This window comes from Nitrincola sp., from assembly GCF_048264025.1.
Lineage (GTDB): Bacteria > Pseudomonadota > Gammaproteobacteria > Pseudomonadales > Balneatricaceae > Nitrincola.
On sequence record NZ_JBLXDN010000003.1, the window covers coordinates 81,832 to 96,669 of the forward strand.

At 50.1% G+C, this 14,838-nt stretch carries 13 protein-coding genes; 6 read left to right on the top strand and 7 right to left on the bottom strand.

The features are described from left to right. Positions 1-9: 9 nt before the first annotated feature. The 3 genes from ACN0R1_RS03860 to ACN0R1_RS03870 form a co-directional block, all read right to left on the bottom strand. Positions 10-1,080: a DUF3080 family protein gene (locus ACN0R1_RS03860; RefSeq protein WP_417580116.1), complete on the bottom strand. Its 1,071-nt coding sequence runs from the start codon at positions 1,078-1,080 to the stop codon at positions 10-12. Further along, entirely contained in the window at positions 1,064-2,440 is a 1,377-nt protein-coding gene (locus ACN0R1_RS03865; protein ID WP_417580118.1) for an MATE family efflux transporter, read from the bottom strand. The genes ACN0R1_RS03860 and ACN0R1_RS03865 overlap by 17 nt, the downstream gene beginning before the upstream one ends. A gap of 115 nt (positions 2,441-2,555) precedes the next feature. After that, the gene (locus ACN0R1_RS03870) at positions 2,556-4,292 is read right to left on the bottom strand and encodes a PHA/PHB synthase family protein (RefSeq protein ID WP_417580120.1); all 1,737 of its coding nucleotides are present in this window, start codon (positions 4,290-4,292) and stop codon (positions 2,556-2,558) included. A 123-nt stretch (positions 4,293-4,415) separates the two neighbouring features. Between ACN0R1_RS03870 and ACN0R1_RS03875 the strand changes: the two genes are divergently transcribed. Further along, entirely contained in the window at positions 4,416-4,715 is a 300-nt protein-coding gene (locus tag ACN0R1_RS03875) for a glutaredoxin family protein (protein WP_417580122.1), read from the top strand. On the opposite strand, the gene ACN0R1_RS03880 is transcribed toward ACN0R1_RS03875, so the two are convergent. Beyond that, positions 4,686-6,629, bottom strand: a complete 1,944-nt coding sequence (locus ACN0R1_RS03880; RefSeq protein ID WP_417580124.1) for a transglycosylase SLT domain-containing protein — start codon at positions 6,627-6,629, stop codon at positions 4,686-4,688. The two genes, ACN0R1_RS03875 and ACN0R1_RS03880, sit on opposite strands and share 30 nt — an antisense overlap. 201 nt (positions 6,630-6,830) lie before the next feature. Here ACN0R1_RS03880 and ACN0R1_RS03885 point away from each other — a divergent pair, with 201 nt between their 5' ends. Next, on the top strand, positions 6,831-8,735 hold the full coding sequence (locus ACN0R1_RS03885) for an ATP-binding cassette domain-containing protein (RefSeq protein WP_417580126.1): 1,905 nt from the start codon (positions 6,831-6,833) through the stop codon (positions 8,733-8,735). A gap of 3 nt (positions 8,736-8,738) precedes the next feature. Here the strand turns inward: ACN0R1_RS03885 and ACN0R1_RS03890 are convergent, their stop codons facing one another. Continuing rightward, on the bottom strand, positions 8,739-9,182 hold the full coding sequence (locus ACN0R1_RS03890) for a universal stress protein (RefSeq protein WP_417580128.1): 444 nt from the start codon (positions 9,180-9,182) through the stop codon (positions 8,739-8,741). A gap of 48 nt (positions 9,183-9,230) precedes the next feature. On the opposite strand from ACN0R1_RS03890, the gene ACN0R1_RS03895 reads away from it, so the two are divergent. Next, positions 9,231-9,737, top strand: coding sequence for a hypothetical protein (locus ACN0R1_RS03895; protein ID WP_417580130.1), 507 nt, complete (start codon positions 9,231-9,233; stop codon positions 9,735-9,737). 12 nt (positions 9,738-9,749) lie between these two features. Further along, complete coding sequence (locus tag ACN0R1_RS03900) at positions 9,750-9,968, top strand: DUF1653 domain-containing protein (protein WP_417580132.1); 219 nt, start codon at positions 9,750-9,752, stop codon at positions 9,966-9,968. A 13-nt stretch (positions 9,969-9,981) separates the two neighbouring features. On the opposite strand, the gene ACN0R1_RS03905 is transcribed toward ACN0R1_RS03900, so the two are convergent. Then, positions 9,982-10,698, bottom strand: coding sequence for a DNA topoisomerase I (locus ACN0R1_RS03905; protein WP_417580134.1), 717 nt, complete (start codon positions 10,696-10,698; stop codon positions 9,982-9,984). A gap of 187 nt (positions 10,699-10,885) precedes the next feature. Here ACN0R1_RS03905 and topA point away from each other — a divergent pair, with 187 nt between their 5' ends. Both topA and ACN0R1_RS03915 read left to right on the top strand, forming a co-directional pair. Continuing rightward, positions 10,886-13,531 carry a type I DNA topoisomerase gene (gene topA / locus ACN0R1_RS03910; protein WP_417580136.1) on the top strand — a complete coding sequence of 882 codons (2,646 nt, stop codon included), beginning with the start codon at positions 10,886-10,888 and terminating at the stop codon, positions 13,529-13,531. 53 nt (positions 13,532-13,584) lie between these two features. Continuing rightward, a complete protein-coding gene (locus ACN0R1_RS03915) occupies positions 13,585-14,109 on the top strand; it encodes a DUF6586 family protein (protein WP_417580138.1) in 525 nt (174 codons plus the stop codon). A 26-nt stretch (positions 14,110-14,135) separates the two neighbouring features. Here the strand turns inward: ACN0R1_RS03915 and lexA are convergent, their stop codons facing one another. Then, positions 14,136-14,750, bottom strand: coding sequence for a transcriptional repressor LexA (lexA, locus tag ACN0R1_RS03920; RefSeq protein WP_417580140.1), 615 nt, complete (start codon positions 14,748-14,750; stop codon positions 14,136-14,138). Between the last annotated feature and the right edge of the window lie 88 nt (positions 14,751-14,838).

A 14,838-nucleotide genomic window follows, 5' to 3' on the forward strand; every position in this document is an offset into this window, starting at 1 on the left:
CAGTCTGAGTCACAATGTCTGGCCGACACTGAGCCCGCAATGCGAGAATAGTGTTTGCCAGGCTTGTGTATGCATTTCCCTTGCCCGGTGAAATCTGTGTAGTAGGCTACCTTCCGTTTGACTATCAAAAATCTGTAAAAAGTAAGCTTCCGAGCTGGGCGGCAGTGGCAAGTGTTGTTGAATGGATTGGTGGCTGGCTTGCCAGTACTGACCGAACTGATCCGTCAGGGCCAAATAGGGTTGGAATTCGGTTGCATAAACATTTCTGAATACATTTTGAATTATAACTGAACGGTTGTTGGGCTGCTGATTGAAACAGATCGGGCGTCTTTCTATGCGTGCTTCTATACCTTGAGCTACCTGTTCCATTGTGTAACTGAGCAAAAATACACTATGTAGCCATTGCTGACCTGATCGCATGCGGTACAGTTGCTCGTAATGGGTTTCTATTTCGTTAAGAAAACGTTTATCCGGCCAAGGGGAGTCGTTTGTGGCCAGTTGACTGACTAAAATAAAGGCGTCCAGTGTATTCCTGGCTTGATTGATCAGTCCTTGAGCCTCTAGTGGTAAGGGGTCAGGCGAGCGAGAAAATTGCTGTTCCATCTCTTCGCTGGCATAGATGCTATTCCAGATCACTCGGGGTAATGCCTGCTGTTTATGTGACACAATTTGTTGAACTCGGTGCAACAAGGGTAGTAGAGAGGCGTCTGTTTTTACGCGCTGGGTCAGGTCTTGCTCGCAGGCTTCCACAGCGGGTAAAAAGCGCAGCTCATACTTGAGTGTCTGGGAAGGTAACATAACACGGCCAAGATTACTGTTACGCTCAGCGATCAACGGCAGCAAGTCGCAGTGGCGTAATTGTAATACCTCAATCAGGCCTTCACGTAACCCTTCAACAGGCAGTAGGCGTTCTCTGCGTGGTGGTAGCGCAGGGAATGGAGAGTTGCCGGGCGAGAACTCAATAGGCTCATCCAGAGCATTACTGACTCGGCGGGTGTAATCTTGCAGCATTTTTTCAGCATCGGCTGCATCACAACCATAAAGCAGACCCAGTAATAGCAGACTAGCTAGTCTCCACATGTCGAGATACTCTGTTCAGTCGTGTTATCAGCATTACGGCACCCATGCTCAACCCGATCAGTAGTCCATACCAGAAGCCTGCGGCTCCCATAGCTGGAACCAGCCAGTCAGTCATTCCCAGAAGGTAGCCAGCGGGCAGGCCGATTAACCAGAAGGATACAAAGACCAGCAGCAAGGGAATAAACGTATCCTTATAGCCCCTCAGAGCACCGGCTGCGCTGACTTGCAATGCATCAGAAAACTGGAACAGTGCTGCAATGGCTAATAACAGTATAGCTAGGGCTGCAATCTCTGTATCGGGTGTATAGAGACGAGCAATTTGAGAGGCCAATACCAGGGTTAGCAGGGTGGTGATCAGTGCGACTACCAGGGTGAACTGAATACCGGTAAAAGCGGTCAGGCGAGCCTGGGCCTTATTCCCAGCGCCTTTAAGTTGGCCCACACGAATTGTAAGAGCCATCGCAATACTCAGTGGTACCATGAAGATCATGCCGGTATAGCTGATGGTGATTTGATGGGCTGCCAAAACGACTTCGCCATAAGGTGCCAGAAGCAGTGCGATAACACTAAACATGCTGGCTTCGATAAGCAGAGAAATACCGATCGGCATGCCCAGACGCAGAAATTGGCTTATGGCTTTTATGTCGGGTCTGTGCCATGGATGCCACAAGGGTAGTTGACTGAACTGCTGGCTTTGCCGGGTATAAATAACCCCGGCGGTCAGCATTATCCACATCACAATAGCACTTGCCCAGCCACAGCCGACACCGCCAAGCTCCGGTAGCCCGAATTTACCAAAAATAAACATATAGTTCAGCGGGATGTTGCAGAGCAATGCCAGTAGCGCAATTTTCATGATTGCACGTGTCTTGCCATAGCCCTCACTAAATCCACGTATGGTCTGATAGACCATCAACGCCGGAAAGCCCCAGGATATTGCCTCAAGATAGCGTCGGGTTTTATCTTCCAGCGAAGGCTCTAATGACAGCAGGGATAGCAGGGGTTGGGTATTTTGCAGCAGCCAAAATGATATCAGACCTAGCAGCACGGCAACCCAGACACCTTGATGAAAAATTTGCGGTGTGTCCTTATCTTTTTTGCCGCCAACCAAGTGGGCAACCAGGGGGGTAATCGCCATTAGCGTACCGGAAAACGCCAGGTAAATCGGTATCCACAGGCTGGTACCCAGCGCGATGGCGGCCAGGTCTTCGCTGCCGGCACGAGCAGACATTAGGGTGTCAACGAACCCCATGGAATTTTGTGCCAGCTGGGCAATCATGATAGGCCAGGCTAATAGCATCAGGGTTTTTATTTCGGCTTTCTTGGTGGCGAAATAGGAGGGGCTGAGAGGTCTGTTCATTAATTAGTTGTCGTGCCATCGGAGCTGGACTCTCGATGCCATTAGTTGTTGATAGTAGATTAAAAAAGGGCGCTGATCAGCGCCCCTTCGGTGTTATCAGTGTCTGGCTATGATATCAGTCCAAGCGGACTTTAACATAGCTACCCGGGGCGGCTTCAATCGGTTTGTGCGTATCGTTGCCGTAATCCTTGGGTGCATCAATTTTTTTGCCAGCACGGCGTTTCAGCCATTCAGACCAGTGTGGCCACCAGGAGCCTTCCTGCTTCTCCGCTGTTTCCAGCCAGTGATCAGGCCCTTTGCCGGTTTCACCCTTGATCCAGTAATGACGACGGTTTTTCGATGCAGGGTTAATCACCCCGGCAACATGGCCGCTGGCGCCCAGGACAAACTCCAGTGGTCCCTTGAAGGTCTCTGTAGCTGAAAAGGTGCTTTTCCAGGGAGCGATATGATCTTCAATGGCTGAAAAGAAATAGCAGGGGGTTTTTATCTTGCCCAGATCAATCGCTTCACCACAAACTGTCAGACCACCCGGTTCAACCAGTTTATTCTCCAGGTACATTTTATTCAGATAGAAGGTATACATTCTGGCCGGTAAGTTGGTCGGGTCACTGTTCCAGAACAAAATGTCGAAAGGAGGCGGGGTCTGTCCCTTGAGGTAATTGTTCACCACATAGGACCAGATCAGGTCATTTGAGCGCAACATATTGAAAGACGTGGATAGTTCACGACCATGCAGTATGCCTTCTTTGTTAACTTTTTCTTCCAGTGTCTTGACCTGGTATTCGTCAATAAACACTTTCATATCACCTGGATCGCGGAAGTCGGTCAGAGTGGTGAGGAAGGTCGCCGAAGTCACGCTGGTATCCTTGCGATTTGCCATAACAGCCAGCGCTGTGGCCATCAGGGTGCCGCCGACACACCAGGCGACGGCATTGACCTTGTCGGATTCTGCAATGTCTTTGGTGACTTCAATGGCTTTTAATACACCGCGTTCTACATAGTCGTCCCAGCTGAGGGTGCTCATCTCTTTGGTTGGATTTACCCAGGCAACCAGAAAGACGTTATAGCCCTGCTCTACACAATATTTAACGTAAGAGTTATGTGGCTGCAGGTCCAGAATATAAAATTTATTGATGCTCGGCGGTACGATTAACAGTGGCTTGTCATAAACCTGCTCAACAGTAGGTTTGTAATGCAGTAACTGGAACAAATCATTCTGAAATACTACGGCACCTTCGGTGGTGGCCAGGTTTTCACCCAGCACAAAGGCGTTCTCATCGGTCATGGTGATATGACCTTTGTCGATATCACCTAGCAGGTTTTTCAGACCGTCAACCAGGCTCTGACCATTCGTTTCCAGTGCCTGGTTCAGGACTTCCGGGTTGGTCATGGCGAAGTTGGTAGGGGACAGCGCGTCGACATACTGTTGGGTATAAAACTCTAGTTTTTTCTGCTCTTTCTCAGACAGGTTGGCATTGGCGGCCATCTCTGTGAGCATTTTCGACGATAGCAAGTAAGATTGTTTGATGTAATCGAAAATTGGATTTTTTGACCACTCTTCATTCTGGAAGCGGCGATCACCCGCTGAAGGCTGAGCGACCTGTTCGCTGCTGCCACTCCAGATGTTACGCCAGAGGTTCATTTGTGCTTGCTGGTAATCAGCAATGGCTTTTATCCAGACAGTCGGATCTTCTAATGAGCGGGTGGCCAGTTCGGTCCAGGATGTTGTGAATTGCCGAAAAATGTCATCTCCGCCAGTGGCTGAATACATCTCCAGAAGCTTGGACGTTTCTTCACTGACATAATTGATAAATTCTTGCGGATCGTTGGTAAAGTTGTCTTTCTTATCCATAGGTGCGCCCTGTTATGCATCCGGTTAGCTGATCAGGATATCTATCTAGTAAACTGTATAGCATGTAAGTTGTCTATCACATTAGCACTTAGGTGGGTTTGAGTCGAATACTTAGGAGGAATTATGTGCACTGCGGAAAAACAGCTGAAGGTGTGTGGGTTGGAATTGATGACAACCCAGGGTTGTCACCTGTGTGACGAGGCTGTTGAAGTATTGCTGCAGGTATTGGATGCGGACCGTTTTGCCGTAGATCTGGTTGATATTGCTTTCGATGATGAGTTGATGGAGCGTTATGCAAACCGTATTCCAGTGCTGGTAATTCCGGCGTCTGGTGCGGAGCTGGATTGGCCTTTCGACACAGAACAGCTCCGCCATTTTAGCCATCAAGCGTTATCAGCGCTGAGTGCTCCAGGCGAGCATTGAGCGTTCCTGGTCACTGAAGACACGTGCGGGTTGTCCCGCCATGGTGTTGTAGATGACGCCGAAGGCCAGCACGTTGAGTACATAACTACGAGTTTCATCAAATGGGATGGTTTCAATCCATATATCCAGAGGCAGGTGACCGCGCGCTGTCAGCCACTGTCTGACACGCCCAGGCCCCGCATTGTAAGCAGCCGTTGCATGTACCCGATTACCACCGAACTGGGATTGCATTTGGGCTAAATAGGCTGAGCCCAGGCGGACATTGATATCGGCATCGTTAAGCCGCTCCAGGTCGATAAGTGGAATATCCGCACGTCGTGCGGTTTCCCTGGCTGTAGCTGGCATGAGTTGCATGAGTCCTCGTGCCCCCGCACCTGACCGGGCCACCTCCAGAAAGGCGCTTTCCTGACGGGTAACAGATAAGGCCCAGGAAGGCTCTATATCAAACTCTTTTGAGGCCTTGTCAAATAGGTCCCGATAAGGCGCTGGGAAACGTAATGCCAGATCATCCCACTGATCACTGGCAATCGCACCCCGGATGCCTTGGAAGTACCAACCCCAGTCCTTGATGGCATGAGCAGCGGCATGGATTTGTTCGGGTGACAGGGTTGTCGTCATCAGGTTCCATTCCTGGTTGGCTTCCCTTGTTTGTCCCATAAGATAAAATTCGTGAATACGCTGCATGGGTGCCAGTTGAGTAATCTGTTGCAGTTGCGCTTGACTGAATTCGGATGGCTTGTCATTCAATGAGAAGGGGCGTCGAGTCAGTTCGGCAGCTTTAAATCCGTAATAACTACGTTCTGCCGTGAGTTGCTCCAAAACAAGTGGATCGGGAGTCTGGCCCTGTTGCAGATCGGCTACAAGCGCCCAGTAAAGCCAGCGCCCCTGTTGGCGTACATCGTTAGGCAGACGTGTAATTAACTCTCGTGTAGCTGACCAGTCCTGTTCGGTGAGTGCAAGACGAATGCGCCACTCTGTCAGGTCGGAGTAATGGTAATCCGGATCTACTTTAGTCAGTACAGCTTCTGCATCGGGTTGAAAACGTTTGGCATAAAGTACGCCAAAGCGATTAACCAGTGGTGTTTGGAGGTCTTTGGGTATATTCAGTCGCTGTGCTTGTTCGCTCAAGGTGAGCAGGGCAAGTCGCAGGTTATCACTGGCTAAGCGTTGCGTTGCCAGCAGTGCCAGGCGGTGCGCATTAGGGGTCTGACTACTCAGCAAGCTGGGGTCAGCGGCGAGAGACTCTGGCTGGTTGTATATTTGCCAAATCAAAGCCAGTTGTTGTTGCGCAGCAGGTGTGGTGACAAAGCGTTCAGCATAGTTGGCAATGCTGGTATTGCCAGCTTCCAGCGCCAGTAATACACGTTCCAGTCCGGCGTCAGAATCGACGGTTCCGGCTTGAATCAGTTGATTAAATAATGGGTCACAAGCGCTGTGTTGAGAGCTACCAGTTTGCCAAAGACGCAGGCCTTCGGCATAAGCTTGTTCAGTCTTCTGTAATGCCAGTTCACCACGTGCTGCCAGGCATTGTAATTGTGCACCTGGAGAGCGGACGCGTGCAAAGTAATTGAAAAAATCTGGCCAGCGCCCACGTTCGCCTAAATGAACAGACCAATTAGTTAGAAAACGTTGATAAAGCGGAGTGCCTTCAAGGTTTGTCAGCAGTGCTTCGACATCGGCATGGGTCATGGCGTTGAACTGTCGTGTGGCCTGCGCATAGTGAATGTAGGGCAACAACGGATAGCCTTGCAGTGCTGGCATTGCTTGGTTTACCTGTACTTGCTGACCTGCTCGCGCGGCTTCCAGAGTATCCAGATACAGCTCACGTTGAGATTCGGTGTAATTACCTGCCACTGCGGCGGTTGATAACAACATGCCAGAGGCAAAAAGGGTAATGGCTTTAAACAGGATCACAAATATACCTCCACACCTGGATATGCCGTTTGTGGTATCCAGTCAATAACAGTGTAGCGTCTGAGAGGTTCCTTTGAGAAGGTGTCAGGTAACTATTATTTTTAAATATGAGGTGGGATTAAATTATTTATCAATAAGCTGAACAAGCGGCTTTTCTGATAGAATACTGGCCTGTTGAAAAGAGGATTAAGCGGAAAAATTATGGCACTGATCAGAATAGATTCATTATCCCTGGCATTTGGTAACCGTGTATTGCTGGATAATGCGGCGTTACAAATTGAAGCAGGTGAGCGAGTTGCGCTAGTGGGTTTGAATGGCGCGGGAAAATCAACACTGCTGAAGCTGATCAGTGGCGAAATACACCCAGATAACGGCACACTCTGGCGTGCCCCTGGCGCGCGAATTGCACAGTTGCCCCAGTCCCTTCCGGCGGCGGATGATCGCTTAATTCGTGATGTGATCAGCGCGGGTCTGGCTGATGTGGTGGCAATGCGAGAGGCCTATGAAGCACTGGCTCAACGGCCGGATGATGCGGCTATGCGTCAATTGGAACAGCTACAGCAGCAGATAGAAGCAGTGGATGGCTGGGACCTGGAACGCAAGGTGGAACGCGTAATGACGCGTCTGGGCTTGAATCCAGATCAGACCATGGCTGAACTATCTGGTGGTTGGCGACGACGGGCGGCACTAGGTGCTGCGCTGGTGCAGGAGCCGGATCTGCTGTTACTGGATGAGCCAACCAACCATCTGGATATCGAGGCCATTGAATGGATGGAGCAGATGCTGCTGGATTTCAAAGGCGGGTTGCTGTTTATTTCTCATGACCGGGCATTGGTTGAGCACCTGTCCACGGCGATCGTAGAGCTCGATCGCGGCATCCTGACCAAGTTTCCCGGTAATTACAGTCGTTTCCTGGAGCAGAAAGAGGCGTTGCTGGAAGAGGAAGCCCGACATCAGGCTGAATTTGACAAAAAACTGGCTCAGGAAGAACGCTGGATTCGTCAGGGTATCAAGGCGCGTCGTACCCGTAATGAAGGGCGTGTTCGTGCGTTAGAACAGCTGCGCCGGGAGCGTTCTCAGCGTCGTGATCGTCAAGGCAAGGCCAGCTTTTCACTGGATGATGCCGAAAAATCCGGCAAGCTGGTGGCTGAATTGGAAAATGTATCCCATGCCTATGGTGATAAGCGATTGATTAATAATCTCAGCATGAAAGTGCAGCGCGGTGATCGTATTGGTCTGATCGGCCCGAACGGCGCCGGCAAAAGTACGCTATTACGCATTCTGCTGGGACAATTGCAGCCTGATTCCGGGCAGGTGCGTATTGGCACCAAAATGGAAGTGGCCTACTTTGATCAGATGCGCGATACGCTGGATCTGGAAAAAACTGTGATCGACAATGTTTCAGGTGGACGTGAAAGTGTCGATGTGCAGGGGCGTTCACGCCATATCATTAGTTATTTATCTGATTTTCTGTTTAGTGCTGAGCGAGCACGTACTCCGGTCAAAGCACTATCGGGTGGTGAGTGTAACCGGGTATTACTGGCGCGTTTATTCAGTAAACCGGCGAATATGCTGGTATTGGATGAGCCCACCAATGACCTGGATGTTGAAACCCTGGAGCTACTTGAAGAAATACTGATGGACTTCAATGGCACCGTGCTGCTGGTCAGCCATGACCGTTCGTTTCTGGATAATGTGGTTACCAGCTCTTTGGTATTTGAGGGCCATGGCCAGGTTAAAGAATATGTGGGTGGCTACAACGATTGGTTACGTCAGCGTCAGCCAACGACAGCCGTGGTCGCACCTAAAGTAGCAACAGTTGAAACCAATCCCTCGTCAGTCAAGCAAGGTGGTGTTGTCAAGAAAACCGTGGCTCGTAAGCTCAGTTACAAGCTGCAACGCGAGCTGGATGCCTTGCCAGCTGAACTAGAGAGTGCAGAAGCGGCATTGGAAACAATTCAACAGACTATTGCTGATCCGGATTTTTACAGCCGTGATAATGCCGAAGTCACCGAAACATTAGGTGCATTGCAGCAGCAGGAAGCCCGTGTTGAGGTGTTAATGGAGCGCTGGCTTGAGTTGGAAGCGCTCCAACAGGAAAGCTAAGGCTTAGCTTTCCTGAGTTTTAACCCGAATCGCTAATACATCGCACTTCGCTCCATGTAGCACACCATTGGCTGTGGAGCCGAGTAACAAGGCCAAGCCATGGCGACCGTGGCTACCGACAATGATTAAATCAGCTGCGGTTTCACTGGCTACACGGTGAATTTCAGATTCCGTGTGGCCAGTAACGATATGGCGTCGGCTCACTGGGTGGTCGATGGTGGCGCAGAGGTTGTTTAGCTTCTGTTCAGCATGCTCATCGAGCTGTTCCTGTATCGTGGACAGATCCATTGGAACATCACCACCATAAGCGAAGGTGAGTGGTTCAACTACATGGATAATATCCAGTTCCGCCTGATATAAGCGCGCCAGCTCAGCGGCTTTAGTGATCAGTTGCTCAGATTCGTCGGAAAGATCAATAGCTAACAGTATATGTGAATAGGTACTCATGACGGCGCCCTTTAATGAATTAACTTACATTAAGTATAGGATAACAGGATGGAATGGGTAATCTCTATAGTGGTTATGTTGTCACTGTTTGGTTCAATTATGTGGATTCGCCCTAGTCCGCGAGAGCGCATGCTATCCAAAATTCGCTTGCATGCCCGTCAGCTGGGGTTTTCTGTGCAAATTGCCAACTTGGAAACACCGCGTGGTAAAGGGGAGATGGAGCCGGAAAAAATCCGTGTGCCAGCTTATCGGGTGCTGCGCAGTGATCTGTCTCGCGATGAGCGCGATCAATGGACAAGTTGGCAGATTTTCAGAACAGAGAATGTTGCTAATCAAGGTTTGCCGGAAGGCTGGTCCTGGAAGCGTGGAGAGTATCAATTAAGCAGTACGGCCTGTGAGCAGATTGCCGCATTGATCCAGACGTTACCGCCTGAGGTGATTGCGCTGGAGTCCAGCCCGGTGCATTTTAGCGTGTACTGGCGTGAATCGGGAGGACCGGAACAGCTGGATAGCATACTTGCTGCATTGCAACCTATATTAAAAGCCAAAATTTAAGCAGGAAAGTCTATGCCATTACCTTCTCCAGGACGTTATCGTCATTATAAAGGCCATGAATACCAAGTGCTGGATTGTGCCCGGCATTCCGAAACCGAAGACTGGATGGTGATTTACCGTCCCTGTTATGGCGAGGGCGGATTATGGGTCCGGCCTGCCGCGATGTTCAGTGAGTCAGTTAAGACGGTTGATGGAGAAGAGCTGCCACGTTTTGAGCGTATCGGTGACTGATGCTGTTGAGTGCTCAGTTCGGATCTTTAAGATAGGCATCAATCGAATCTGCCAGTGCGCCGGGTCCAAAGTCGCGCTTAGGCTGCAGTTGGTCAATTAATTGTTGTACTGGTTGTAGTCTGTCCTGTTTTTGGCGCTGCGGTACGGCGGCTCTCACCAGAATTGCTTTGGCGTGCTTGTAGTGTGACAGGGCACCCAGTTTATCGCCTTGCTGCATCAAAGTGCGTCCCTGGGTGATATGTGCATCGGCCACCATGGAAATATTCAGCCAGTAGAGTTCTTGCTGGTAGGTATGTGCCAGTTGAGGTGTCATTTTGCCTTTGTTGGCCATATCAATAATCAGCTTTTCGGCAAAATTAATGTAGATCTGGGCTTTTCGTACCGCTCTGTCGTTATTGAACGGTTCCTGTTTTGGACGGGTTCTATCGGTAGTGTCTTTGATTTTACTAACATCGGTCATGAGTTCAGAATCGGGTGCGAGCACGCCAATCTCTTCAATCAGCGACAAGGCATGCTGGTTCAGCTTGTCGGTTATGTCGCCTCGGCAGTTGATTTCTTTCAGTACGGCTAGTGCATTAAGTGTATGTTCTGACTGCTCTTTAAGCCATTTCAAGCGAGCATTGCGGGTTTCTTTATACTTTTCTCTGGAGGTGATGACGAAGTTCACCGACAAGGCAGCCAGGCCCAGTGCAGCAATCAGAAAAACGTAAATGAGGTTGTCACTCAGCATCAGCTTTGGCACTCTGGTATAAAGAAATCGTAAAAAGCGCTATTACAGAGCGATTTAGCTCTATTATGGCAACTTTTTTGTAAAGATAAACTGTATTGATAAGACAGTTTAACTTGACCCCGCTCAACTCAACACTTATATATGCACGATAATTTCCGGCGCACAGCGACATAAAGGAACAGATTTAATGGGTAAAACCCTCGTCATCGTGGAGTCACCGGCCAAGGCTCGCACTATCAATAAATACCTTGGTAGCCAGTATGTGGTGAAATCCAGTGTGGGTCATATTCGTGACCTGCCGACCAGCGGCAGTGGTGGCACTACCGACCCCAAAGAGCGTGCCCGTCTGGCGGCGCAGACTCGCAAGCTTTCTGATGAAGATAAGGTTGCTTACAAGAAAACCAAGGCGCGGGAGCAATTGATCCGGCGTATGGGGATCGACCCTGAGCACGGCTGGGCAGCTCGATACGAGATATTGCCAGGCAAAGAAAAAGTGGTCGATGAACTGAAAAAGCTGGCGGCCAGCGCTGATGAAATCTATCTGGCAACGGATTTGGACCGCGAAGGGGAAGCCATAGCCTGGCATTTGCGTGAAGCGATCGGTGGCGACGACAGCCGCTATAAGCGGGTCGTATTTAATGAAATAACCAAAAAAGCCATCAAGGAAGCCTTCAAAGAGCCAGGTGATCTGGCCATGAGTCGCGTTAATGCTCAGCAGGCCCGACGTTTTCTTGATCGAGTGGTGGGTTACATGGTGTCGCCACTCTTGTGGGAAAAAGTGGCCCGGGGCTTATCGGCTGGCCGTGTACAGTCAGTAGCGGTGCGTCTGGTGGTAGATCGCGAACGGGAAATTCGTGCGTTTATCCCTGAAGAGTATTGGGAAGTGTTTGCCTCTACGGTCAGTGAAGACGGTGAATCACTCAGGCTTCAGGTTATCCGCCAGGGCGATGCAGCCTTCCGGCCGACCTCCAAAGATGAAACTGACAAGCTGTTGGCGTTGCTCAACAAAGCCGACTACCGCATTACCGGTCGAGAAGATCGTGCTACCAGCAGCAAGCCTTCAGCCCCCTTTATCACCTCGACACTGCAACAAGCCGCCAGCACCCGACTGGGTTTTGGGGTCAAAAAGACCATGATGATGGCGCAGCGTTTGTATGAAGCTGGTTACATCACCTACATGCGTACCGACTCAACCAACTTGAGCGAGGAAGCTGTTGCGACCTGCCGTGACTATATTCTGGATCAGTTTGGTGAGCGTTACTTGCCGGAGCAGCCGATACGTTACAGCAGCAAAGAGGGCGCACAGGAAGCACATGAGGCGATACGTCCCTCGGATGTCAATCAAACCGCCGATACCCTTAGTGGTATGGAGTCTGATGCTGAGCGCCTGTATGACCTGATTCGGCGGCAATTCCTGGCCTGTCAGATGACGCCAGCACTCTATACCAGTACCCGGATTACCGTGCGTGCCAGTGATTTTGAGTTGGCCGTGAAAGGGCGGATTCTGCGTTTTGACGGTTATACACGGGTATTGCCAGCGCGTGGCAAGAATGATGAAGACGTGATTCTGCCGGACCTGAAAGAGGGCGATACGCTATCGCTGCAGGGACTGGAACCAAAGCAGCACTTTACCCGTCCGTCTCCACGCTATACCGAGGCCAGCCTGGTCAAAGAGTTGGAAAAGCGCGGCATCGGCCGGCCGTCAACCTATGCGGCGATTATTTCCACCATTCAGGATCGCGGTTATGTCGAGGTTCAAGGACGGCGTTTCTATGCCTGTAAAATGGGCGATATAGTGACAGAGCGCCTGAGTGAAAGCTTTTCTGACCTGATGGATTACAGCTTTACCGCACGCATGGAAGAATATCTGGATGAGGTTGCCCGTGGTGATCTGGATTGGAAAGCCTTGCTTGACAAGTTCTATAAGGATTTTGTACAGGATTTGGAACAGGCGCAGGATCCGGAAGAAGGTATGCGTCCCAATGCACCTACACCGACTGATATCGATTGCCCGGATTGCGGGCGCAAGATGATGATCCGTACCGGTAGCACGGGGGTGTTTCTGGGTTGTTCTGGCTATTCACTGCCGCCCAAAGAGCGCTGCAAGTGCACCATCAACCTGATTTCTGGTGATGAGGTAGTCAGTGCGGATGCCGATGAGGAGGCCGAATCACGCATACTGCGTAACAAGCACCGTTGTAAACTTTGCGGCACAGCTATGGACTCCTACCTGCTGGATGAAAAACGCAAGCTGCATATCTGTGGTAATAATCCGGACTGTGCTGGCTTTGAGGTGGAGCAGGGTAGCTTCAGGATCAAAGGCTATGACGGCCCGACCATTGAGTGTGATAAATGCGGTTCTGATATGCAGCTGAAAACTGGCCGCTTCGGTAAGTTTTTTGGTTGCACCAATTCAGAATGTAAAAATACCCGCAAGCTTTTGCGTAGTGGTGAAGCGGCGCCGCCTAAAATGGACCCGGTGGCCATGCCGGAACTACAGTGTGAAAAGGTGGATGATACCTACGTACTGAGAGATGGTGCCAGCGGCTTGTTTTTGGCAGCCAGTCAGTTCCCGAAAAAGCGTGAAACACGTGCGCCACTGGTCAGTGAACTGTTACCGCATAAAGCTGAAATAGATCCAAAGTATCACTTTTTGCTAACCGCACCCGTTCAGGATGATGAAGGTAATCCGACCATTGTACGCTATAGCCGGAAAACCAAAGAACAGTATGTGATGACTGAAAAAGAGGGTAAGGCGACCGGTTGGCGTGCTTTCTACGACCGAGGAAACTGGACAGTCGAGCAAGCTAAAAAGCGTGTGTCTAAATCCTGATTTACCGATAGTTTGAGAGCAAAAGTCCCAGAGCAAGCCCTGGAGGGGTTGAAATGAGTGAAGTCTACCTGGCCCGTACTAACCAGAAACTGAATTTTGCCAGATTGCATCTGGACGCGCTGAAAAATGCCCAGAATTCATCAGCCTGGAGTAAACATGCGTTAATTGAGTCCTATCAGGAATCGGTATTGTTTCATCTGGCGTCTACATACAGCGCGCTGTTGCGCGAGGTAGCTGAGCGTTACAGTGTGGAAACAGAGAGTATTGTTGGCTTGCCAGATTTGGCGTTAGGCTTTGAAAAAGCCGGGTTTGAGTCGCCAGAGTTGAACCAGTTACAAGAGCTGGAATCACGTCAGGACAGCTGGTTACATAAGTTGCTTCGAGCCTATGCGGCCTGCTGGGTAGCTGTAGACAGACAGCAAAACTCAACAGTGTCTTCGAGTCTTTCAGAAATTCATGTGATGCAGGTGAATCCGGATCATGCCGAAGATCAGGATGTGTATAGCGAATATCAAGCCTGGTTGGACAGTATGCGCAAATTAGTCGATAGGCTCAGAGAGGGTATGCAAGAGTGGTGAGCACTCCTGCATACTGATTTTATTATTTAGCTCTGCTGGCGAATCACACCTACACCGAGGCCCTCGATGATTAGCTCGTCTTGGGTCAGGTCCAGCTCAATCGGACTGAACTCTTCGTTTTCAGCGATAAGGCTGACTTTACTGCCTTGACGCTGAAAACGCTTAACAGTGACTTCATCACCGATTCTGGCGACCACAACCTGACCATTGCGTATTTCCTGGGTCTGGTGCACCGCCAATAAATCACCGTCCATAATGCCGATATTCTTCATACTCATGCCACGCACGCGCAGCAGATAATCTGCCGGAGGATGAAAAAAATCCGGGGCGATATTACAGCGCTCTTCGATATGTTCCAACGCCAGAATCGGAGAACCTGCTGCTACAGAGCCAACCAGAGGGAGACCGGTTTCTTCCGGATCATTGATCGGTTCATCCGGCAGGCGTATGCCTCGGGAGGTATGCTGAATCATCTCTATCGCACCTTTTCGCTGCAAAGCTTTAAGATGCTCTTCTGCCGCATTGGCCGATTTGAAACCCAGCTCCCGTGCGATTTCGGCGCGCGTAGGTGGATAGCCGGTGGATTCAATATGACGACGAATGCAGTCAAGTACTTGTGATTGACGCGCTGTAAGTTTCATTTTATAACCTGTTTTTGTGTACAGTAACTGCATTTTTGTACAGTATTGTGGCTACGTCAAGTCTGTTGTGTCTGATTGATGTAGTTTT